This is a genomic window from Paraburkholderia aspalathi (assembly GCF_905220735.1).
GTDB lineage: Bacteria > Pseudomonadota > Gammaproteobacteria > Burkholderiales > Burkholderiaceae > Paraburkholderia > Paraburkholderia aspalathi.
Window position 1 is genome coordinate 17153 of record NZ_CAJNBA010000001.1, and the last position, 22641, is coordinate 39793.

Below are 22641 nucleotides of genomic sequence, written 5' to 3' on the forward strand. Positions count from 1 at the left end.
TTATGCTAAATCCCAGCGATTTAGCATCTGCATAAAAAAACCCGGCTACGCACTACGTGCTCACCGGGTTATTTCAGGTATTGCCCTTACTGCTTTACCGCCAATACTATGTTAGCCGCGTTAGCCGTCGTCAAACCAGTGCGAGCGCCTGCTTCATTCTCTGCACGCCGGTTTCGATTTCGGCGACGCCGGGCGCTGCAAATGACAGACGCAGTGCCGTCAGATCGATATTGTCTTTATAAAACGCGACGCCCGGCACGAACATGACATTGCGCTCGATACAGGCACGCAGCGTGCCGGACGCATTCTGCCCACCCTTCAATCGCGCCCATACGAACATGCCGCCGGCAGGACGATGAAACGCGATGGCGTCACCCAGATGCTCATCCAACGCGTCGCACAGCGCGCGGCACTTCACGGCATAGGCGTCGATGATCTTCGGCAAATGACGCTCCAGCGCTCCACTCGCGAGATATTCGGCGGCGATCGCCTGGGTCCACGGCGAGCTGCACAGGTCGACGGTCTGTTTGGCAACCACGCAGCGGCGCAAAATTTCCGCGTGCGCGATCATCCAGCCGACCCGCAAACCCGGCGCGACGATCTTCGACAGACTCGAAAAATGCACGACCCAGTCGCGTGAACCGGGCACCTGATCGCTTAACGCGAGCAGCGACGGCAACGCCGCGCCGCTGAAACGCAGGTCGCCATAGGGATCGTCTTCGACGATCAGAAAATGGTGACGCGCCGCCAGCTTCAACAACGCCATGCGGCGTTCGAGCGACAAGGTCGCGCCGGTTGGATTGGCAAAAGTCGGCACGGTGTAGAGCAGCTTCGGTGGCCGAGCTAATGTTCCCGCTTCGAGCAACGCGGCCAGTGCGGCGACATCGAGTCCATCGTGATCGACCGGCACCGTCACCACGTCCGCCTCTTGCAGCTTCAATGCCTGCAAGGTCGCCGGATAGGCGGGCTGTTCGACCAGCACCACGTCACCCGGCGCAACCATCACGCGCAGCAGCAGATCAAAGCCTTGCTGCGAACCCGTCGTGACGAGCAATTCCTGCGGCGTGCAAGGCGTACCGCGCCGCGTCATCAAAAGCGCGAGTTGGTCCTTGAGGACGGCGAGGCCATCAGTCGGCCCATATTGCAGGCAGAGCGTGGGCTGCTGCGACGCACGCGCGGCGGCCGCATCCAGACCCTCGCGATCGAACAGATCGCTCGCCGGGTAGCCGCCGGCAAACGAAATCATGCCGGGTTGCGCCAGATACTTGAACAGCTCGCGGATCGGCGAACCGGTCGGCGCTTCGAATGCAGGATTGAACGTGAACATGGTGACGGGCCGTTTATCTTATCGATGGAAGATCCGCGTCGATTGTGGCCATCGTCCGGGTGGGCGGCAAACGATATCTACGCACTACGTATTGCGTTTTCCGCATCACCTCGAACGCGCGGGCTAAACCACGTTCTTCTCGACGATCGGCCGGTTTTCGAGCACACGCGTGAAACTCAGCGAACCGAGATCGAGCGTCGTATAGCGGCCATGCAGAATCAATTCGCTGATGCCGCGGCCGGTTGCCGGGCCTTGTTGCAAACCATGCCCGCTAAAGCCATTGGCAAAAATGCAGTTATCGACGTCCGGGTGGTAGCCGATGATTGCGTTCTGATCGAGCACGTTGTATTCGTAGTAGCCGGACCAGCAGTTCTGCACGCGCAGCGCCTCGAATTGCGGTACGCGATGCGCGAGCGTCGGCCAGATCACGTCGTCGAATAGTGCGTGATCGACTTCGTCGAGCGGCAAATCGTCGGGATCGTTATCCGCTGACGGCGACGTACCGCAGATGAACGAGTTGCCCTCAGGCCGGAAATACACGCCGCTCGGATCGATCAGCAATGGGCACCGTTCGAGTCGCGCAGGCGACGTGACATTGAAAATACTGCGGCGCCGTGCGAACACCGGAAGATCGATGCCGGCCATCTGTGCAACCTTGCGCGACCAGGCGCCCGCTGCATTCACTACGAAATCGCAGGCGTAGACCTCGCCATCCGCGGTTTGCACTTGCGTCACGTGTTTGCCGTCGCGATGCAGCGCGGTGACGTCGGCGGCAATGTAGCGCGCGCCGAGCGCCTGCGCTTTCTTGCGCAGTGCCTGCACGAGGCCGTAACCGTCGAACCAGCCTTCACCGCTTTCGCCGTAGGCGCCGGCAACGAGGTCTTCGGTATTGAGCCAGGGAAAGCGCGCTTGCAATGCGTCTTTGTCGAGCAAACTGATATCGGCGCCAAGCCGCTTTTGCAGCGCGTGATTCTCACGCAGAGTCGCCTCACCGGCGGGCGTAGCGAGAAACAGATAGCCGCCTTCGTGCAGATCGATCGAGGGCTTCGTGCCGTCGATTTCGAGCCGCTCGCCGATCGAGCGCAGAAATTCGATGCCGAATAGCGACATCTGAATGGAAAGCGGTGTAGAAAATTGCTGGCGAATGGATGCAGCCGATAATGCCGACGACGAACGCGCATACGTCGGATCACGTTCGATCACCGTCACGCTGACCGACGGATCATTAAGCTGCAGAAAATACGCAACCGAGCTGCCGAGCACCCCACCGCCGACGATCACGACTTTGGAACTCACGTCTTACTCCACGAGTAGCGTGGCCGCTCTGAAACGGCGGGCGGCGCAAACGAATTGCTGAAAGAAGTTGTGAACAACGGCGCCTGAATGCGCCGCTGCTTCCTGCTGAATGCTCTACTGGTCGATTGCTTTATCGCTGTAGTGCTACTGGCGGGATCAGTCGATATTGAAGTCGATGCCCTGCGCGAGCGGCAACGCCGACGAGTAGTTGACCGTGTTGGTCGCGCGGCGCATGTAGGCCTTCCACGCATCCGAACCCGACTCACGACCGCCGCCGGTTTCCTTCTCGCCACCGAACGCGCCGCCGATTTCCGCGCCGCTCGGTCCGATGTTCACATTAGCGATGCCGCAGTCGCTGCCCGAGTCGGACAGGAAACGTTCAGCTTCGCGCAGATCGGTCGTGAACACGCACGACGACAAACCGTGCACCGCTGCATTGTTTGCATCGACCGCATCCGCGAAATCCGAATAGCGCAGCACGTAGAGAATCGGAGCGAAGGTTTCTTTCAGCACCACCGCCGTTTGCGACGGCATTTCGACGATCGCCGGACGCACGTAGTACCCGCCTTCATGGCCCTTCACCTCGACGCGCTCTCCGCCGAACACCTTGCCGCCTTCGGCCGTAGCCTGCTGCAGCGCTTCCTGCATGCGTGCGTACGATTGCTTGTCGATCAGCGGCCCCATCAACGTGCCCTTTTCGAGCGGGTTGCCGATCGGCACCTTGCTGTACAACTGCTTCAGACGTTCGATGGTCTTGTCGTACACGCTCTCGTGCACGAACAGGCGCCGCAGCGACGTGCAACGCTGCCCCGCCGTACCCACGGCCGAGAACAGGATGCCGCGCATTGCGAGTTCGTGATCTGCCGTTTGCGCGACGATGCCCGCGTTGTTGCCGCCGAGTTCGAGCAGCGAGCGACCGAAGCGCTTCGCCACTTCAACGCCGACCGTGCGGCCCATTTCCGTGCTGCCCGTCGCGCTGACGATCGATGCACGCGGATCGGCCACCAGTTTCGCGCCGACATCGCGGCCACCGTTGATCAGCGCGGTCAGGCCGGCCGGCGCGTCGCCGAATTCCTTCAATGCTTCGCTGAGGATCTGGTTGACGGCAAGCGCGGTCAACGGCGTCTTTTCCGACGGCTTCCAGATCACCGCATTGCCGCACACCAGCGCCAGCGCCGCATTCCACGACCACACTGCGGCCGGGAAGTTGAACGCCGAGATCACGACGCACGTACCCATGGGATGCCAGGTTTCAGCCATACGATGGCCCGGGCGTTCCGAGGCGATCGTCAGACCGTACAACTGGCGCGACAGACCGACCGCGAAGTCGCAGATGTCGATCATTTCCTGCACTTCGCCCAAGCCTTCCTGCAGGATCTTGCCGGTTTCGAGCGTGATGATGCTGCCAAGTGCGTGCTTTTTTTCACGCAGGCGATTGCCGAGCAGGCGCACCAGTTCGCCGCGGCGCGGCGCCGGGACGTTGCGCCAGGCGGTGTACGCCTCTTTCGCATTGGCGAGGGCCGCGTCGACTTCCGCCACCGTGTTGCTGGCCACACGGCCAATGAGTTCGCCGGTGATCGGCGAATGAACCGCGATGTCGCCGGCTTGCGCCGCGTGGGCGATGCCGAGGTCGGCGAGGATGGTGGAAGCGTCCATGAGAATCCCTTTAATTTCCGATGCGAAACAAGAGTAAGTTCGGAAACTATACACGCGGGATTTTGTGGCGGCAAGGGTATTTGCCCAGGGGCGGGGTGCCTGGACATGCGAGTTGGCTTGCTGGGGTTGATTCGAGGGTACACGGGGCAAGCCTGTGCGGACTGATTCCCGCGTGGTTAGCGGCAAATTAGCGGCGCTTCGGCAGATGCGGCTCGTTTCTTATTGGAAATATTCTTGTCGCGCCCCAGCAATCCCCGTTCGCTTTGGCTTTGATCCCGGTTGCCTACTCAAGCGCGGTCGTACCGCGCATCGTCAGATAACCTTCATGGTCTTTGGCCCACAGATCGACGGTCCTACCGTCGGCAGAAAGTTTGCCGCATACCGTGAAAGCCTGACCAGAGAAGGTGGGCCGCAGCGCCTTGTACGCGAAGCTTTGCACCACCGCGTCCGGTTGTTCACGGCGTACCAGATCGACCAGCAGCGTCGCGATCAGCGGACCATGCACGATCAGCCCGGGATAGCCTTCCACTTCGGTCACATACGGGTAGTCGTAGTGAATGCGATGACTATTGAAGGTCAGTGCCGAGTAGCGAAACAGCATCACGGCGTCCGCATCGATCGCACGGCTCCACGTTTCGCCCTCGGGGGCGAGTGCCGCTTGCGGTGGTCGGGCGCCCTCTTGCGGCGCATCGCGATAGACAATGTCGTGCTCTTCTTCGAGCTTCAGTTCACCGCCAACTTCAATCGTGTGCTGCACCGTCACGAACACGAGACGGCCCGAGCGGCCGGTCTTGTCTTCGATATTGGCGATGGTCGACGTGCGTCTCGCATGCTCGCCGATTTTGAGCGGCGCATGGAACGTCAGCCGGCCACCGGCCCACATGCGGCGCGGCAACGGCACCGGCGGCAGAAAGTCACCGCGCTTCGGATGACCATCCGGACCGGCATCCGACAGCGGCGCGACCGGCAGGAAGTACAGCCAGTGCCAGAGTGGTGGCACCGTATCGCCGCTTTCTTCCCGGTCCAGGGTGGCGGCCATTGCCGTCAGCGGAAAGGCGGTGATGTCGTCCTCAATCACGACCTCTTTGTCGAGCCAGCTATCGAGGTTCTCTGGGGCGGCGGACATGGGCAAAGTCTCCGAATACGCTGTTTGGTGGGCCAGATAAGGTTTTACTACGAACTTCGCGTCAGGTTTCGCGAGGATTGCGTTTTCGATACCTCCGAACCTGCGGGGCAGGGTTCGAGCGCCGCCATAACGATACGGGAATTGGAGAGCAAGAGTCGGAGTGCGTGGCCGTGAGCGTGTGCTTACACTCGGTCATCGTTTGATGAATCGCCTTACGGAGAATGCTCATGAATATGGTCGCGAAGGCTCTGCACTCGCCGGAGTTGGAACTGGAGCTGGGGTTCGAGCCCAAACAGAATCACACGGCAGCACTGACGCCAGGCACCGTCACCAGCCCGCTCACGCAACGCGTCGACGCGATCGACTGGTTCGATATCGAAGAAGAACTGAACGGATATGGCTGCGCGATGCTGCGCAATCTGCTCAGTGCGCAGGAATGCGACGCGCTGAGCGCAAACTATCCGCGCGACGATCTGTACCGAAGCCGCGTCGTGATGGCGCGGCATGGTTTCGGTCGTGGTGAGTACAAGTACTTTGCGTATCCGCTGCCGCCGTTGGTCGCCGAGTTGCGCGCCGGGCTCTATCCGCGCCTCGCGCCGGTCGCGAATCGCTGGAACGAGGCGATGAATATCGATGTCCGCTATCCGGCCGCCCACGGCGAATTTATCGAGCGCTGTCACGCCGCCGGCCAGCTGCGTCCAACGCCCCTGATTCTTCAATATGCCAAGGACGACTTCAACTGCCTGCATCAGGATCTATACGGCGAGCACGTGTTCCCGCTTCAGGTCGCGATACTGCTCTCGGAGCCCGGCCAGGATTTCACGGGCGGTGAGTTCGTCATGACGGAGCAGCGTCCGCGGATGCAGACACGTACGGAAGTCGTGCCGCTCGGCAAGGGCGATGCGGTGGTGTTTGCGGTCCATCACCGGCCGGTGCAGGGCACACGCGGCGTGTATCGGGTGAATCTGCGGCACGGCGTGAGCCGCCTGCGCTCGGGCCACCGGCACACGCTCGGGGTGATTTTCCACGACGCGACCTGATTGCGTTCCAACACTGCTGCGCCGCCGCAAAAATTCGACAACCGCATTTTTGAACCGGTATCATCCGGGAAAACCCGAACCCGCCGGATGCGCTGCGCCACCTTTTGCAGCGCGTCCGGCATGCCTGTTCGAGTGTTATCGCCCGTCGTCGGACGGGGTGTCCAGCCGGTGATCCCGGCAGGGCCGCCCCATTCGACGCTACGAAGGTGGCGGGCTCGCACGCACGCCCTGTCGCAATCGGCCAAAAGCCGGTGCGGCCATTTAGCCTGGATATCATCGATCATGATTGCTGCCGCGTTTTCACGCGTCGCCGACCGCCTGCTGGTTGCGGACCCGGGACTCGTGCGTCTCCATACCGCGCTGCGCGTTGCGCTTGCCTGCCTGCTCACCGGCATTGCCAGCATCGCGTGGACCGTCTTTCATCACCAGCCGATTACCCTCGCCGCGCCCGGCATCCTCTTTGCGATGGTGGCGCCGCTGTTCGTGCGCGATGCGCGGCGGCCTGCGTGGTTCGGCACGCTTCTCTGTCTTTATCTCTGCGCCTGCGTGTGCTTTGCCGCAGCGAGCGTGCTGAGCCGTTATCCGCTCGCTGGGGATGCGGGCTTCCTGGTCGTGATGTTCGTTGGCATGCTGGTCCAGGCCTGCGGTCCGCGTGCGCTGGGTTGCGCGATGCTGGGCGTGGTGTGCTTCTATCTTGGGCTGTATCTGCATCCTTCTGCCCTGCATCTTGTGCAGTCGCTCTTGCTGTCCGCGTTCGGTCCGCTGATGGTCACGCTCGTCGGCCGCGTGATCGTGCCGATGCGTGCGGCTGCCAGCTTCCGGCTTGCCATTCATACGGTGACGTTGCGCGCCTCGCGTGTACTCGCGGCACCGAGCGCGGTGCATCTGTCAGCACTGAACGAAGCCGCGCTCTCGCTTGAAGAACAACTGACGTTGCTGAATCCGCCCGACGCCGAGACGATTCGCGAGCGAATCGTCGAAGTGGAAGTGGCGGCGGGACAGCATGCGTTTGCTTCAGCGCCGGCGCACGGCGGCGCTCATGCACGCGCCGACATGCTGCGTCACGCGATTGTGCGGCTCAAAGAAATTGCGCATCAAGGCCATGTACGCGGCACTTCGCCTTCACCGGTTGGCGCTACGAGTGCTCAGTCCGCGGCGTCATGGCTTGCCGATTTGCGCGCCAAACTCTGCTGGCTGCACGCCACGCGCGCCACGACCGCTGCCTTTCTCGCGATGCTGATCGGCCACTCGTTGTCGCCCGAGCGCTGGTTCTGGGCGGTCATCACGACCTTCGTGGTGTTTCTCGGCACGCGGTCACGCGCGGACACGGTCTATCGCGGCGCACAGCGCCTCGCCGGAACGCTGGCGGGCGCGTTAGTCAGCGTGTTGCTCGTCGCGCCGCTGCACGACTCGTCCGTGTTGCTCGTGGCCACGATGATCCTGTGCGTATTCGGATGGGCTTACTACATCCTGAGTGCGTATGCGCCGGGGGTGTTTTTCATTACCGTGCTCGTCGGGCTCGTTTACGGCGAGTTGGGCTTCGCAATGGGACCGCTGGTCGAGTTGCGGATCGAAGAAGTACTGGTCGGTTGCCTCGTGTCGTTTGCGGTCGCGATTCTGATGATGCCGCTTGCGGCGACCCGGCACGTAGAGGCGAGGCTTGGGGCTGTGCTTGGCGCACTGCGCGAAGTGGTGCGGCTTGCTGGCTCGACTGCTCAAGCGCCCGAGACGGCGTCGGTCATGCGCAAGCTCGATCGAGCCTGGCATGATCTACGGATCGCGTTGAAACCACTGCAGACACAGCGGGTGGTGGTGTGGAATCCCGGCGTTGAACTTGCCACCGGGTCGCTGCTGTGCTGCTTGCATTGGGCTCGAGTGCTGAGTGATCCTTCGCGGCGAGTCACGTCGTCGGAAGATGTGTCGCTCAATGCGGCGAATGTTAGCGCTGCGCATGTGGAATCGATCGTTGCGCGGCTGGACTCGTTGATCGCCAGGTACAACGGTGGCGTAGCAGTGACTACACGTGACGAGTTGGAAGGGCCCGTGCCGATGACTGCTGCCGTTGATGTCGATCCGGCAAAGGCACCAGCGCTCGCTCAACTCGATGGCGCCGTCGCCCAGTTGTTTGATCGGTTGACGCAGCCGGCCACCAGAACGCGGAGCGTGTTCAATTGGGCGCTTAGGAATAGGAGCGCCTAAGCGGCGATGGAATTCGGATTTTGTTTGCCCACGGTATTCAGGGCCAGCAGCTGTTGTGAACTTGTCCACAGAAAATGTTCGCAAGCCTGTGGATAACAACCCCACAACAGCGCCAACTGCTTGATCCACTTAACTTACCAAGCGCTGCGCGCCGAAAAGCGATTCCCCTCACCCCGCAGTGATCTCGAACCACGCGCCATGCGTGCGATCACGGTCGAGCACCTCCGGCTGTGCTTTACCATCAGCGCGCAAAGCAACACCAAACACCCCTTCCCCACGCGTGGCCAATTGCCGGCGCAACGCCGCGCCCTCGGCGGTAACGCTCGCGGCATCGACGTGCACGGGGCTCAGCAACACAACGGACGTATCACCAATCGACACCGTCGCCGACACCGCCCCCAGCCCCGGCAAAGCCACCGTCCGCGTCTCCCCTTCACCGATACCGAGCAACGCCCGATACCGCTGCAAACTCGCCGTCAGATCATTCACAGCGACCGTCAAACTCGCCACCCCTCGCACGCCGTTCTTATGTTCACGCACCGCGCCCTCAGCGACACGCAGATGACGCGGCGTGATATCCCCGCACAGGAACGGCAAGTCGCTGGTTTGCGGCCGGCCGGTCTGCCACTCGAGCCGCGCGCCATCCGGACGCACACGCCCACCTGCCTGCGGACCGTCGTATAGCAGACCTCGTCCATGAGCGGCATCGATTACTGCGCCCACGCTCGACGGCAGCAACGCGTAATCAACAAATCCATCGCCGTGACGCTGCCCCACGTCCCACCAGCGACGTTGCGGCGCCGCCTGCAAAAAGGCGATCAGCTCGATGTAACTGCCGTCCGCGAAACCGATCAGTGCGTTATGCGTCACGCCATCGGCATGGGTGCCGCCTTGCTGCACGGTGAAACCGAGCGCAGTGAAGTTTTCAATGGTCTGCGTCAGATCGTGGACGCGAATCACAATGTGGTCGAGTAAAAGGCTCATGGCGCAAAAGTCGTGAATGTTGTGAATGTTCGGAGAGCAAGACCGCTAGCGGAACGCCTACTTCTGCGCAACCGTCGCCTTACTCTCAAGCAACGTCCACTTATCGTTCTTCACCACCACGTTGATGTTTTTTACGCCGATCACACGACGCGTCGCCGGATCAAAATTGGCCTTGCCGAACACGACGCTCGGAATGTCGTGCAGCTTCGGCAGCGCATCGCGCACGGCCTTGCGGTCAGGACCGCCGGCGCGCAGCGCATAGGCGGAGATGATGACGGCGTCATACGCATACGCGTTGAACGCGTCCGGCTCGCGGTGGTATTTCGCCTCGAAGCGTTTAACGAAGCTTTGCACTTCAGGCCCGGATTCACCGGGGAAGAAGCTGGTGTTCGTCGCCACGCCATTGACGGCCTCACCGCCGAGTTCGAGGAATTTCGGCGAATACACGGAACTGGCCGCAGCAATCGGCAGGTTGATGCCGCTAGTTCTCGCCTGGCGGGCGATCTGCGCGCCGTCGGAGTAGTACGAGATCAGCACGATGCCATCCGGATTCGCGGCGCTCACGCGGACCAGCGTCGCGCGGAAATCTTTCTCGGCCGACTGATAGCCTTCGGCCGCAACGACTTGCGCGCCGCGTTCATTGGCGGCTTTGACAAAGACGTCCTTGCTGGTGCGTCCCCAGTCGGTGTTCAGATAGAGCACGGCAATGCGCTTGAGGCCGAGCGTTTTCACGGCGAGGTCGGCAAGCAGCGGCTGCGCGTCGGCCTGGCTGACCGATGGGCTCCAGATGTAGTCGCCGCCTTTGGTGAAGTCAGGATGCGAGTTGGTGAAGCCGAGTTGCACGAGGCCGGCATGCTGATAAATCGGCGACGCTGCCATCGAAGCGGGACTCGAGAAGTCGCCGAGTTCGATAAGGATGCGCGGGTCGTTGACGAATTTCTGCGCGATCGTGATGGACTGGCGTGGATCGCTCTGGCTGTCTTCGAAGACGTAGTTCAGCGGACGGCCGTTGATGCCGTTGTGGCTGTTGATCTCATCCAATGCAAGATCGAAACCAGCTTTCCATTGCGCGCCGTACTGAGCGTTCTGGCCGGTCAGCGGGCCGCTGACGCCTATCAGGATCGGATCGCCCGAAGGTGGCGCGGCGATGGCCGTTGTCGTCGTTAGTGCCGATGCGGCCAGCAGCAGAAGTGCCGTGATGCGAGTGGCCCACGATGGGCGCAGGCTTGATGTGTTCGACATGGCTCCAGACTCGGTTTGCTTGAGATTGGAGTGAGTGTCGGATTTGCCCCGGCTTCGGGCAACCAAGCGATTTGCATAACGTTATGCGGCCATGGCACTTGTCCACAGAAAATGTTCATAGGGTTGTTGATAACAACGGGGCATCGTACCTAAGTGCTTGACGCAGATCGGTTTGTTGCTTGCGGTGCGGGGGGACGCAGCGATGATCGCCGACACGGTTGGCGCGGAGCGGCGCATTGCAGAGGGGTGGCTTATCCACAGAAAACGTTCACAAGCCTGTGGATAACATTCCGGCAAACGCGCCAAGTACTTGATGTATTTGGCTTCTCTCGCGCTGCACGTCGGCGTGACCGCGGCTCGCACGGTCACGCCGTTCACATCAAAGGTAAGCAGACTTCGCGGCGCTGCGGCTCGCGGGAGCCAGCAATTTGCTTCGCTCAACGAGCGCGCCGAACAGCAGCCCAAGGGTTGTCCACATGATCACCTGCATGCCGATGGCCGCGACGCGGAATTTCCACAACAGCACCGCCGGAAAAGCCGCCGGCACTTCGTTGATCGTCGGCATCGACAGTTGCACGCCCGCAATGATCGCAACGAACACCACGCCCGCCACGATCGAACCATTCCATGCGCCCAGCTTCAGTGCCGCGCGGCGTCGAACCTTCAGCGAAAACACCATTGCCGCCAGCGAGATCGCAATCATCAGGAAGAACAAGCCGGTCCGCATCCCGATCGTCTCGGGGTCGCCCACCGAAGGGGGATTCGCCGGGTACTTGATGTTCGGGACAATCACCAGTGTGATAAACGCGCCAAGCGCGAGCCATGCGGACAACGCGCGTGCACTCAGCGTGCCGACGCGACCGTACGCATAGGCGAACACCAGTGAGAACAGGCCGCCGAACGCGGCACCGTACGTCACCACGCCCGTCAACAATCCCAGCCCAGCTTGGGTGCCGCGACTCACCAGTTCGGGTTCGGGCGCTTCGCCTTTGGCGGCGTCGGCCTTTTCCTCGAAGGAAATCGCCTGATCGACCTGCGGTTCGCCCACCAGTCTCGCGAAGCCGAACGTGAGCAATCCCGCGGCGATGCCTGCAAGCATCCCGCGTACCAACAATTTACCGACCATGTTCGACTCCGTTAGTGGCAGGGAAAGCCGAGCAGATGGCGGCCGTCGTGCACGAATTCGTGCACATACATGCCAGGCACCAGCGACGTGGCGCCCTGCTCCGCACCAACGAAATACAGCGCAAGCAACAACAGCAAGCCGCCGAACACGACCCAAGGCAGCAGTTCACGCAGCGGAATCGGCGTGGGTTGGGCGACGGGCTGTGTCGTGGAATCGAAAACAGCGTTGGACATAATGGACATCTCCTGGGGGTAACGCGCCCCGATAGTCGATTGAAGAGGGATGGTGCGAAGCTCAGGTCTGGCTTTCGGCTCATGAATGCCGATTACAGTGGCGCGACCGCGCCGGGCTCTCACCGGCTTCCGTGCTTCGCAGTGACGCTATTCTACGCGCTAAACTTTGCCTCCCGGCAATGCAAAGCATGTACGCGGCGTCCCGCTCTAGTCCGGTCTTTATGGAAATCAATTGAATGGACATACGGCTGTTACTGATCAGCCACGCATCGACCGCGGCGATGCGCGCGGGCCGCTTCCCTGCCGACGACCCGCTCGACGCACGCGGCCTCGCCGAAGCCGCCGCCGCACGAGCGCGTCTGTCGATTCCGGATGACGCGGCGGTTTTCGTCAGTCCTGCCGTTTGTGCGCGCGATACGGCGTCGGCCTTGGGGCTCGGCGCCGCGGCATCGGTCGACGAGCGGCTGGCAGATATGGACTACGGCCGGTGGCACGGCCGCCGCCTTGCCGATCTCGCGGTCGAAGCACCACACGACCTCGCCGCATGGACACACGATCCCGACGCGGCCGCGCACGGCGGCGAGTCGTTCAGTCAACTCGTGAAGCGGGTGGGACAGTGGCTCGATGCGCTAAACGGTGCGTTGAGCGATACGTTGAGCGAGGGCGTCATACCGGGCAACACGCACAACGTGGTCGCCGTCACGCACGCGCCTGTGATCCGGGCCGCGATCGTTCATGCACTCGGCGCGCCGCCGGCTGTGTTTCCACGCATCGAAATCGCGCCGCTCTCGATGGTCGAGTTGCGCCGCGCGCGACGCGGCTGGACATGGTGGCCAGCATCACAATAACGGCTACGCTCGGATAGTCCGAAACGCACGTGCCCGCTCACTTGCCCGATACAACCAGCCTCAACTTGCTCGAATCAGCCCGCGTCAACGTGATATCGGTCCGTTTGGCGCGCGTGCCAAGATAAAAATGCTGACGTCCCGGTGAATTCTGATCATGCGTCGCGTCCGGCAGGCACGAGGCGATGTCCGCCGCGACACCCTGCAGCGCGTCCGCGCTCGAACCGGCGTCGTGATGCGGCGTCCACGTGCATTGATAACTCCCGCGGCTCGCCGAACACTGGGCGTCATCGCCGTAGGGTTGCGCGACGCCCTTGCCGTCATCCGGTGTCAGCGAAGCCAGGCCGTCCGGCGCCGCCGCGACGATCCGTTTGAGCGATGCACACGGGCTAGGCGCATCGTCAGCATTCGCGCTGCACGGCAGCAAGGCGCCAAGTGATACAGCGGCGATCGCGGCCGCGAGAATTCTGGTCTTGTTCATGTCGGCACAGTCCTTTGAAAGCTGGCCTTATCGCAGTAGCACGGTTCATGCCTTGCCGAACAACGCCGCCAGCCCCTGCGCCGATGCAAAAATCCCCTTCGCGTCGTGCCCGACGCCGTCGATCACAAACGTACGATGCTTCAGCGCCCGTTCCGGATGCCGCGACGCCATATAGCGCGCGTAAGCCAATCCGCGCCCCAACCGATGCTCGCCCTGCGTCTGCGCAGCGCATGAACGGTCGAGTGCCGGATGCTGCGGATCGCAATCCGCGCCGCCGAGCAGCACGGTGACGTCACGACGCGCATAGCGTGATTCGAGCGCATCAGCGGAGCTCGAATCACCGTCGCTCGAAGCATAGGCCGGCAAATCTTCGAGCCCATACTTCCAGCGATTGAACGACGGACATGCCGTCGCATCGAACGCCACGAATTCACCTGATGCTGTCGGCCGCATCGCATCGAAGTACACGTACGACGAAGGATTCGCGACCACATAGCGCAGCGCAATTCCGCGCGCGACGAGCGGCGCCTCACCGCGCGTCACCACGGCATAGCGCTGCACCACCTGGCCACCGCCCGAATGCCCGGCGATCACCACCTCGGTCAGCGACGCAAACTGCTCACGCGACGCCAGCGTCTGCAGAATGGCGTCGAGCACATCGAACGAACTGAGCGGCGCCGGACCTTCGGCGTTGTCGCCGCCCATCCAGCTAGTCCATTCCCAATGCAGCGTGGATGGCGGTAACGCATGCGCGCCAACGTCGGCACTCGCGAGGAACTGCGGCACGATCAGCAGCGTATCGGCCGCATCGCCACCAGCCAGTGCGCACGCGCGCTCCGCCAGATTGAAGTACGTGTCCGCATTTCGCAGGCGTCCGTGAATCAGAATCACGGCACGCTTGACGTCATGCGTCGGCGCAAGCCAGTCGCCGTTCGCGAACACCGGCACGGTGCCGCTACCCGCAAGCGTCGCGACACTCAGATGCCGGCTCGCGACGACGGCAACCGGACGTTCATTTGGCGCGCGTTCGTCATCGGTAATCAAAGGCTGGGTCATGCAATAAGCTCGTGAGTCATCTAATCAGTCTGGCTAGTGGCGGCTAACGCGTGACGAACTTCGCCGTTGCACCGCCCGGCTCACGTCCCGAGCGCGTGAAATACACCATCGCAAGCGACACGAAACCGGCAAAAATCAGGTAGAACGCCGGCGTCAAACTGCTGCCGGTCAGATGCGTCAAGGCGGTGATGGTGAGCGGCGCCATGCCGCCGAACAGCGTCACCGCAATGTTGTACGACAGCGCCACGCCCGCCGAACGGCTGCGCACCGGAAACAGCGTCGCGAGCATGCCGGGGTGCGAACCGGACATGGCGGCAAGGAACACCGTTGCGACCATCTGCGCGATGAACAGATGCCCCGGCGTGGGATTCGTCACGACGAAGTGATACAGCGGATACACGCACACCATCCACGTGATCACAATCGGATAGAACAGCCGGTACGCGCCGTAACGATCGGCAAGCTTGCCGGACAGCGGAAACAGGAACAGATTCAGCACGCCCGACACGAACGCGCCGAGCAGCGCGGTGGACAGCGGCAGATGCAATTGCCGCTCGACATACACCGACAGATACGAGTGCCACACATAATTGGTCGCCGCGCCGATGATGATCACGCCCATCGCACAGATCGCCGCGTCGCCGTTATCGCGGAAGAACTGGCGCACCGTCACGCGCAGCGGCTTGTCCTTTTGATCGAGCAAGCGCTCGAACTCCGGCGATTCCGCCACCCGATGCCGGATGTAGAAACCGAACGGCCCCGCCAACGCGCCGAACAGAAACGGCAGGCGCCAGCCCCACGCCACCAGTTGCTCATGCGTGAGCTGCGTGGTCAGCAGATAACCGACGCCTGACGAAAGCAGCAACGCGAACGCCTGCGCCGACATATTGAAGCTGCCGTAGAACATCTTCTTGTGCGGCGGCGCGTACTCGACCAGCATCGCCGAGGCCGTCGCGAACTGCCCGCCCACCGAGAGCCCTTGCAACAGCCGCGCGAGCACCACGAGCAACGGCGCCGCGATGCCGATGCTGGCATAGCCCGGCGTGAGGCCCATCAACAGCGTGCTCGCCGCCATCGAAATGATCAGCAGCGAAAGTGCTTTGCGCCGCCCCGCCCGGTCCGCATAGATACCGAACAGAATGCCGCCGATCGGCCTCACGATAAAGCCCACGGCGAACGTGGCGAGCGTCAGCATGATCGACACGAAACCGCTGCCGCCAGGAAAGAACACCTGCGCGATGATCTTTGCGAAGTAGCCGTAGATCAGAAAATCGAACCACTCGAGCCCGTTGCCGAGCACTGAGGCAAAGATCGCGCGCCGCACCATCGAGGGGCTCAGTCCGTTCGATGCCTCCAAAGCGGACGCCGCATCGTCACGCCGATTCAAACTCGCCTCGCTCATTGTTCGCATCCTTTGGTGTCGAACATCGCCGACAACGCGCAGACCGACGTCAACATGCGCGCGCCGTTGTGACCCACACCCGGCACGATATGAAAACTCTGCTTCAGCCCTTCCGGATGACGCGACTGGATGTAGCGGTAATACGCCTCTGCACGCGCGACACGCTGCGGACCTTGCGCTTCGGCGGCACAGCTTCTATCGAGCGCGCTTTGCTGCGGATCGTCGTCCGCGCCGCCGACCAGGTAGTCAATGCGGCGCGACGCATAAGTCGCTTCGAGTTGTGCGGGCGAGCGGTCATCCAGGTACGGCGGCCGATTGTCCATGCCGTATTTCCATTGATTGAAATCGGCGCATTGTGCGGCATCGAACGGCGCCGCTACACCTTGCGCATTCGGCCGTTGTGCATCGAAATACGCATACGTCGACGGGCTCGCCACCACGTAGCGCACGTCGATGCCTTCATCCGTCAGCACGCCGATGTTATGCGCCGCCACCGCGTAGCGCTGCACGACCTGGCCACCACCTGAGTGCCCCGCGAACACGACGTGCCGCAGATTCGGAAACAGCTTGCGATCCGCGAGACGCGTGACGATCGCGTCGAGCACTGCATACGAACTGATGGGCTGCGGCGCCCGCGCCGCTTCGCCGCCCATCCACGCGTCGCCGGTCCAGCGCAACAGATTGGCCGGTTCGTTATGCACACGCGTGTCGAGCGTGGCGAGGAACTGTGGCGCGATCAGGAGCGTGCTATCGGGATCCGCATGAGCAGCATCGCGTGCATTCTGCGCGGTGCGAAAATACACGTCCGCGTTGCGCAGTTTGCCGTGAATCACAATCACCGCACGTGTCACCTGCGGCTGCGCGACGGTCCAATCCTTCGACAGGTACAGCGGAAATTCAGCTTGCCCTTGCGGCGTCTCGATCACAAACCGCGTATCCGAGATCGTCGCCACCGGCTTCAGATGCGACTCGTAGGCATGCACCGCGAACGCCGGTTGCGCGAGCAATGCCAGCATGGCAGCACCCACTGCCGCGCACCCCATCGCCAGACGTCGTGAAAGATTGAATGTCATGCAGCTTGCTCCTGATCACCGTGCACTGTCTTGAACGCGGCGCATCGTCAAATCTGTCGTTGAAAAGCTCAAAAACTCAGAACCGGTGGCGGATACCGAGCGTCACACCCGTCTGGTTCGGACCGAAAGCGGTGTCGCTCGTCAAGCCGACCGGCGTGTACTGGTCGTTGGCATAGCGCGTGGAAGCAGCATAGGCAACGGTTGCGTACACATCGGTTCGCTTCGACAGAATATAGTCCGCACCGAGCACGCCCATCAACGAGTTCGATACGTTGTCCGCCTTGTTGCTCTGGTAATACGCGGCGGCCGTCAAACGGAACGTCGGCGCGATCAGATAGCGCACGCCGCCGAACCACAACGCCGACGACACCGTCTTGCCTTTGGTCGGGTTGAACAGATAGTGCTCGTAGCCGCCCATGACGGTTACGTCGCCGATCTGCTCGCGCGCCGACGCGCTCCAGTTGCGCGACTTGGTCCACATGCCGGTCGAATTGATGGCGCCGTTGCGGTAGTCGTAAGCCACCGCTGCGGCAAAGCTGCCGCTGTCGTAATCAAGCGCGCCGCCGTATGCCGCGCTGCTTTGAAACGAATCCGCCGTGCCGCCGAAGCTGTAATCCGCCGTCGCGGTCAAGCCGCCGAAACGGCCCACATACTTGACCGAGTTGTTCACGCGCGCCTTGAACGAGAAGCCGTCCGCGGAGCCGGTGGTCGGCATCCACGTGTATTGCTGGCCGAACACCATCGGGTCGTACTTGATGAGCGTGTCGTACATCGCCGTGTACTGCAAACCCGCCGACAACGCACCGAAGGCTTCATTCGACACCCCGACCGCCGCGGTCCGGTTGAATAGCACGCCGGCAGTTGCATTGGTGCCGTCGTTGCCGTTGAAACCTGCTTCGAGAATGAAAAACGCTTTATTGCCGCCGCCGAGATCTTCAGTCCCACGAAAACCGAAGCGCGAGTTGCTCAGTCCACCGGAGTTCTCGCGGACCAGCGAGCCACCACTGGCCCCTGCATGGTTGAGGAATTCGATATTCGTATCGATCACCCCGTACAGCGTGACCGATGCCTGAGCATGCGCACTCGCGCAACTCACCACGGCCAATGCGGCCACCGCACATTGCTTTTTCACTATCGTCTCCTGTGGATTTTGTTTTATGTCGCGGGGCGCTCAAGCCTGCTTGCCGTACTTGTCGTACGCAGCGCAGGCCTCGATCGACGCGATGGACGAGATCGTAGGATTGAGCGTGGTAAATGTAAAATACCTGTTTTGTGCACCATCCATATCTATACGATATGGCAATGAATCGAACGCAAAGCACGACCCAGGAGACAGAACACGATGGAGCTTCGACATTTGCGCTACTTCCTGGCGGTTGCTGAGGAAGGCCAATTCACGCGTGCGGCCGAACGGCTGGCCATGCAACAGCCGCCGCTCTCGCAGCAGATTCGAACGCTGGAGGAAGAGATCGGCTTCGAACTGTTTGTGCGCATGCCGCGCGGCGTAACTTTGACGCCTGCGGGGCAAGCCTTTGCGGAAGACGCGCAACGCTTGCTGCAGGAGCTGCAACAGTCGGTGGACAGGGCGAACCGGATTGCGCGCGGCGAGCTCGGCACGATCTCGATCGGCCTCACCAGTTCGGCGGCGTTCCATCCCTTCACCACCGAGACGATCCGGGCCTTTCGCGCGGTGTGCCCCGAGGTTGCCGTGGAACTTGCCGAACTCAATGCGGCGGAAATTATCGAGCGTTTGGCCGCGGGGCAAATTCAGGCCGCGTTTCTCCGCAAGCCGGTCGATGTACGCGAGGGCGTGGCGTTCGAGTTATTGCTCGACGAACCGATGGTGGTGGTATTGCCGGTTGGGCATCCGCTGCTGAAAGGGGCGGGTAAAAAGCGGCCGCAGGTGTCGCTAAAGGCATTGGCGCACGAGGACTTCATTCTGGTCCGCCGGCCGGGGGCGCCGGGCATGTATGCGGATATCCTGGCAGCATGCAGGCAAGCCGGGTTTGTCCCGCGGATTGCGCGCGAGGTGCCACGCATGGTGTCGGGGATCAATCTGGTCGCGGCAGGGTTGGGGGTGACGCTGGTGCCGGCGTCGATGCAACGGTACGACCAGGTGGGCACCGTCTATTGCACATTGACGAATCCCGCGAAGTTGAGTGCTCCGCTGCATCTTGCTTACCCTGCGGGACTGCGCAATAGCGCGGCGACCCGCTTTATCGAACTGGTCAAGGAGCGCGTTCACGGCTGAGCGTTCCGGGTGCTTGCGACACAACCGCGAAGGCCGGCGCAACGCACCCATAGGCATACAAATTGCATTCCGTCCGTACCGGCTGAAAAAACAAAGCCACTACCGACGCGATCGCTACGCTATGCCCAACCTACCTGCCGCCGCCTCAACGGCCCGCCTTTCCTCGGGGATCGAGGGAATCGACAACATCCTCGGAGGCGGCCTCACCCCCCACCGCATGTACCTTGTCGAAGGCGCGCCCGGCACCGGCAAAACTACCCTTGCGTTGCAATTCTTACTCAAGGGCATTGAGCAGGGCCAGGCGGGGCTGTACATCACACTGTCCGAGACGCGCGCCGAGTTGATCTCGGTCGCGGACAGCCACGGCTGGAACCTCAGCCGGTTCACGATTCTCGAACTGCTGTCCGACGAAGGCCTCGACCCGCAATACGAGCAGACCGTGCTGCACCCGGCCGAAGTCGAGCTCGGCGAGACCGTGCGCAACGTCATCGAACAGGTCGACGAACTCAAACCCGTGCGCATCGTGCTCGACAGCCTCTCCGAGTTGCGTCTCCTGTCGCAGAACCCGTTGCGCTATCGCCGGCAGATTCTCGCGCTCAAGCGCTATTTCGCCACCCGCGAATGTACGGTGCTGTTGCTCGACGACAATTCGTCGGACCCCGGCGACGTCCAGTTGCACAGCATCGCGCACGGCGTGATCAGCCTCGACAACCTCGTGCACGACTACGGCGGCAACCGGCGGCGCATGCGCATCGCCAAGATGCGCGGCATGAAGTTCCGCGAGGGCTATCACGACTTCACGCTCGACACCGGCGGCATCCACGTGTATCCGCGCCTCGTCGCAGCCGAGCATCACACGCCGTTCGACACCAATGTGCTCAGCACCGGCACGTCCGGCCTCGACGCGCTGCTCGGCGGCGGCCTGATCCCCGGCACTAACGCGCTGATGATCGGACCGTCTGGCGTCGGCAAAACCACGACCGTCGTGTCGTGCCTGATTGCGGCGCTCGAACGTGGCGAGCGCTGCGTCTACTACGTGTTCGACGAAACCCTCACCACGTTGATGATCCGTTGCGCGACGCTCGGCATGTACCTGGCGCCGCACGTCGAGAGCGGCTTGCTGACCTTGCGCCAGATCGATCCGGCAGAAATCTCGCCCGGCGAATTCGCGAGCGACGTGCGCAACTCGGTTGAGAACAAAGGCGCTAAATACGTCGCCATCGACAGTCTGAATGCCTACCTCCAGGCCATGCCCGGCGAGCGCTATCTCCTTCTGCAGATGCATGAATTGCTCGGCTATCTGAACCAGCAAGGCGTGATCACGATGCTGGTGCTCGGCCAGCACGGCATCATCGGCGAGGTGCAGAACGATCTCGACATCAGCTATTTGAGCGACGTCGTGGTGCTGTTCCGCTACTTCGAACACCATGGCGAAGTGCTGACGGCCGTCACCGCCGTGAAGAGCCGCGCCAACGCGCACGAGCGCTCGATCCGCCAGTTCCGGCTCGGCCGAAACGGCGTGGAGGTCGGCGAAGCATTGCGCGACTTCGAAGGTGTGCTCTCCGGCCTGCCCTCCTACCGCGGCGGTACAGCCCTGCTCGGCGAGCAGGATCGGCTCATCGACACGTCGCGGCGGTAACGCCATGGAGCAACGCGTCCTTATCCTGGCGCCGTTCGGCCGCGACGCCGATGTGATTGCCGAAGTCCTGCAGAAGGACGCCCGACTATCCGTTGCTTGCCGCGATGCCGATGCACTCACCGAAGCGCTGGATGCCGGCGCGGGCAGTGCGTTGATCGCCGAAGAAGCCCTCGCGGACGGCCACGCATCGCGCCTGTTCGGCTGGCTCGAACAGCAACCGGCATGGTCCGACTTCCCCTTCATTCTGCTCGCCGCCAATCGCGTCGGGCGCCGTTCGGCGCGCAGCCTCGAAGTGCTCGAGCGGCTCGGCAACGTGGTGGTGCTCGAGCGTCCGCTGAACTCGGAAACGCTGCGGCGCGCGGTGGGTTCATCGCTAAGGGCGCGCTCCCGGCAGTACGAATCGCGCCGCCATCTGGCCGAACTGATCGAGGCGCAAGAAGCCCTGGTGCACCTCAACGATTCGCTGGAGAGCCGCATTGCCGGACGCACGCAGGAGCTTGCGTCCGCCAACAACCGGCTGATGATGGAGATTCACGAGCGCGCCAAAGTGCAGGCCGTACTGGTGCAATCGCAGAAGATGGAAGCGCTCGGGCAACTCACCGGCGGCATCGCGCACGACTTCAACAATCTGCTGAACGTCATCATGGTCAACTCGGAGTTGATCGCGCGGATCGGCAGCGACGATCGCATTCGCGCCATGGCCGCCACGGTCAAACGCGCAACCGAGCGTGGCGCGAAACTCACGGGCCAGCTACTGACCTTCTCCCGCAACAGCAACCTCGATCTGAAAGCGGTGGACGTGGTCGCCTTGCTGCAAGGCATGCGCGACATCATCACCGTGTCGCTCGGGTCGGGCATCCGCTACACCAACGAATTCGATGGCGAAGAGATGTGGACCCAGGCCGACGCCAATCAGCTCGAACTGGCCATCCTCAATCTGGCGATCAATGCGCGCGACGCAATGCCAAACGGTGGTCAGTTGGCCATTCACGTGAAAGAGCGTGAAGCCCCCGATGAAACGCTCGGCGACGGTCACTATGTCGTGCTCGAAGTCGTCGACACCGGCTCAGGCGTCCCACCCGATGTGGTCTCGCGCGTGTTCGATCCATTCTTCACGACCAAGCCGATCGGCAAAGGCACGGGCCTCGGCCTGAGCCAGGTCTACGGCATCGCGCGGCAAGCCGGCGGCACTGCGCGCCTCTTCAGCGAAGAGGGCGCGGGCACCACAGTGGAGATCTGGCTGCCCTTGCGCGAGCGCGTGGCGTCGCAGATCGCGGTGGTCTCCGACGTCGAACAGAACGCAGTGGGCGTGAAACGCGTACTGGTTGTCGAAGACGACGGCGAGGTGCGGGCGATGCTGGTCGAGTGTTTAAGAATGCTCGGCTACACCGTGACCGAAGCCGCGGACGGCCAGGCCGGGCTGAACCGTTTGCAGGACGACAAGCCCGACTTGCTCGTGGTCGACTTCGCGATGCCGGGCATGAACGGCATCGACGTCATCGCCGCGGCGCGCAAGATGCGCGAGGACTTGCCGGTGATCCTCGCGACCGGTTACGCGGACGTGGATATTTCGGGTCTCGCCGTCAAGCGCTGCACGATCTTGCGCAAACCATTCCAGCTCGACGATCTGGCGCGTACCGTCCGGCTCGGCCTCGCGGCCTGAGA

General features: G+C 62.2%; 19 protein-coding genes and 1 riboswitch. Of the genes, 6 read left to right on the forward strand and 13 right to left on the reverse strand.

Annotated features, from left to right (window positions below; genetic code table 11):
- Positions 1 to 130 precede the first annotated feature (130 nt).
- The 4 genes from KHO30_RS00055 to KHO30_RS00070 form a co-directional block, all read right to left on the reverse strand.
- On the reverse strand, positions 131 to 1327 hold the full coding sequence (locus tag KHO30_RS00055) for an aminotransferase-like domain-containing protein (RefSeq protein ID WP_211699689.1): 1197 nt from the start codon (positions 1325 to 1327) through the stop codon (positions 131 to 133).
- A gap of 123 nt (positions 1328 to 1450) precedes the next feature.
- Positions 1451 to 2623, reverse strand: a complete 1173-nt coding sequence (locus KHO30_RS00060; protein WP_200619479.1) for an NAD(P)/FAD-dependent oxidoreductase — start codon at positions 2621 to 2623, stop codon at positions 1451 to 1453.
- Positions 2624 to 2779: 156 nt separating this feature from the next.
- On the reverse strand, positions 2780 to 4279 hold the full coding sequence (amaB, locus tag KHO30_RS00065; RefSeq protein ID WP_200654023.1) for an L-piperidine-6-carboxylate dehydrogenase: 1500 nt from the start codon (positions 4277 to 4279) through the stop codon (positions 2780 to 2782).
- A 283-nt stretch (positions 4280 to 4562) separates the two neighbouring features.
- The gene (locus tag KHO30_RS00070; RefSeq protein ID WP_211699690.1) at positions 4563 to 5405 is read right to left on the reverse strand and encodes an HTD2 family dehydratase; all 843 of its coding nucleotides are present in this window, start codon (positions 5403 to 5405) and stop codon (positions 4563 to 4565) included.
- A gap of 227 nt (positions 5406 to 5632) precedes the next feature.
- Between KHO30_RS00070 and KHO30_RS00075 the strand changes: the two genes are divergently transcribed.
- Both KHO30_RS00075 and KHO30_RS00080 read left to right on the forward strand, forming a co-directional pair.
- On the forward strand, positions 5633 to 6445 hold the full coding sequence (locus tag KHO30_RS00075) for a 2OG-Fe(II) oxygenase (RefSeq protein WP_211699691.1): 813 nt from the start codon (positions 5633 to 5635) through the stop codon (positions 6443 to 6445).
- A gap of 282 nt (positions 6446 to 6727) precedes the next feature.
- Positions 6728 to 8644: an FUSC family protein gene (locus KHO30_RS00080; protein WP_211699692.1), complete on the forward strand. Its 1917-nt coding sequence runs from the start codon at positions 6728 to 6730 to the stop codon at positions 8642 to 8644.
- A 168-nt stretch (positions 8645 to 8812) separates the two neighbouring features.
- On the opposite strand, the gene KHO30_RS00085 is transcribed toward KHO30_RS00080, so the two are convergent.
- The 4 genes from KHO30_RS00085 to KHO30_RS00100 form a co-directional block, all read right to left on the reverse strand.
- The gene (locus KHO30_RS00085; protein ID WP_211699693.1) at positions 8813 to 9628 is read right to left on the reverse strand and encodes a VOC family protein; all 816 of its coding nucleotides are present in this window, start codon (positions 9626 to 9628) and stop codon (positions 8813 to 8815) included.
- 57 nt (positions 9629 to 9685) lie between these two features.
- Positions 9686 to 10870 carry an ABC transporter substrate-binding protein gene (locus tag KHO30_RS00090; protein WP_211699694.1) on the reverse strand — a complete coding sequence of 395 codons (1185 nt, stop codon included), beginning with the start codon at positions 10868 to 10870 and terminating at the stop codon, positions 9686 to 9688.
- Between the two features lie 379 nt (positions 10871 to 11249).
- Complete coding sequence (locus tag KHO30_RS00095; RefSeq protein WP_211699695.1) at positions 11250 to 11996, reverse strand: CbtA family protein; 747 nt, start codon at positions 11994 to 11996, stop codon at positions 11250 to 11252.
- Positions 11997 to 12007: 11 nt separating this feature from the next.
- On the reverse strand, positions 12008 to 12229 hold the full coding sequence (locus tag KHO30_RS00100) for a CbtB domain-containing protein (protein ID WP_054040208.1): 222 nt from the start codon (positions 12227 to 12229) through the stop codon (positions 12008 to 12010).
- A 53-nt stretch (positions 12230 to 12282) separates the two neighbouring features.
- Positions 12283 to 12370, reverse strand: a riboswitch (adenosylcobalamin (AdoCbl) riboswitch).
- 95 nt (positions 12371 to 12465) lie between these two features.
- On the opposite strand from KHO30_RS00100, the gene KHO30_RS00105 reads away from it, so the two are divergent.
- Positions 12466 to 13077, forward strand: a complete 612-nt coding sequence (locus KHO30_RS00105; protein ID WP_211699696.1) for a histidine phosphatase family protein — start codon at positions 12466 to 12468, stop codon at positions 13075 to 13077.
- Between the two features lie 37 nt (positions 13078 to 13114).
- On the opposite strand, the gene KHO30_RS00110 is transcribed toward KHO30_RS00105, so the two are convergent.
- The 5 genes from KHO30_RS00110 to KHO30_RS00130 all read right to left on the reverse strand — a co-directional run bounded on the left by KHO30_RS00110 (position 13115) and on the right by KHO30_RS00130 (position 18218).
- Positions 13115 to 13555, reverse strand: a complete 441-nt coding sequence (locus tag KHO30_RS00110) for a hypothetical protein (protein WP_093635116.1) — start codon at positions 13553 to 13555, stop codon at positions 13115 to 13117.
- 45 nt (positions 13556 to 13600) lie between these two features.
- Complete coding sequence (locus KHO30_RS00115) at positions 13601 to 14611, reverse strand: alpha/beta hydrolase (RefSeq protein WP_211699697.1); 1011 nt, start codon at positions 14609 to 14611, stop codon at positions 13601 to 13603.
- A 43-nt stretch (positions 14612 to 14654) separates the two neighbouring features.
- Positions 14655 to 16013 (reverse strand): MFS transporter, encoded by a 1359-nt coding sequence (locus tag KHO30_RS00120; RefSeq protein ID WP_093635114.1) that lies wholly within the window; start codon positions 16011 to 16013, stop codon positions 14655 to 14657.
- A complete protein-coding gene (locus KHO30_RS00125; protein ID WP_211699698.1) occupies positions 16010 to 17086 on the reverse strand; it encodes an alpha/beta hydrolase in 1077 nt (358 codons plus the stop codon). Before KHO30_RS00125 ends, KHO30_RS00120 begins: the two co-directional genes overlap by 4 nt.
- A 76-nt stretch (positions 17087 to 17162) precedes the next feature.
- Positions 17163 to 18218 (reverse strand): porin, encoded by a 1056-nt coding sequence (locus KHO30_RS00130; protein WP_093635112.1) that lies wholly within the window; start codon positions 18216 to 18218, stop codon positions 17163 to 17165.
- Positions 18219 to 18428: 210 nt separating this feature from the next.
- On the opposite strand from KHO30_RS00130, the gene KHO30_RS00135 reads away from it, so the two are divergent.
- The 3 genes from KHO30_RS00135 to KHO30_RS00145 all read left to right on the forward strand — a co-directional run bounded on the left by KHO30_RS00135 (position 18429) and on the right by KHO30_RS00145 (position 22639).
- Positions 18429 to 19337 carry a LysR family transcriptional regulator gene (locus tag KHO30_RS00135; RefSeq protein ID WP_093635111.1) on the forward strand — a complete coding sequence of 303 codons (909 nt, stop codon included), beginning with the start codon at positions 18429 to 18431 and terminating at the stop codon, positions 19335 to 19337.
- 121 nt (positions 19338 to 19458) lie between these two features.
- On the forward strand, positions 19459 to 20976 hold the full coding sequence (locus KHO30_RS00140) for an ATPase domain-containing protein (protein ID WP_200619492.1): 1518 nt from the start codon (positions 19459 to 19461) through the stop codon (positions 20974 to 20976).
- A 4-nt stretch (positions 20977 to 20980) separates the two neighbouring features.
- A complete protein-coding gene (locus KHO30_RS00145; RefSeq protein ID WP_093635109.1) occupies positions 20981 to 22639 on the forward strand; it encodes an ATP-binding protein in 1659 nt (552 codons plus the stop codon).
- Positions 22640 to 22641: the final 2 nt, after the last annotated feature.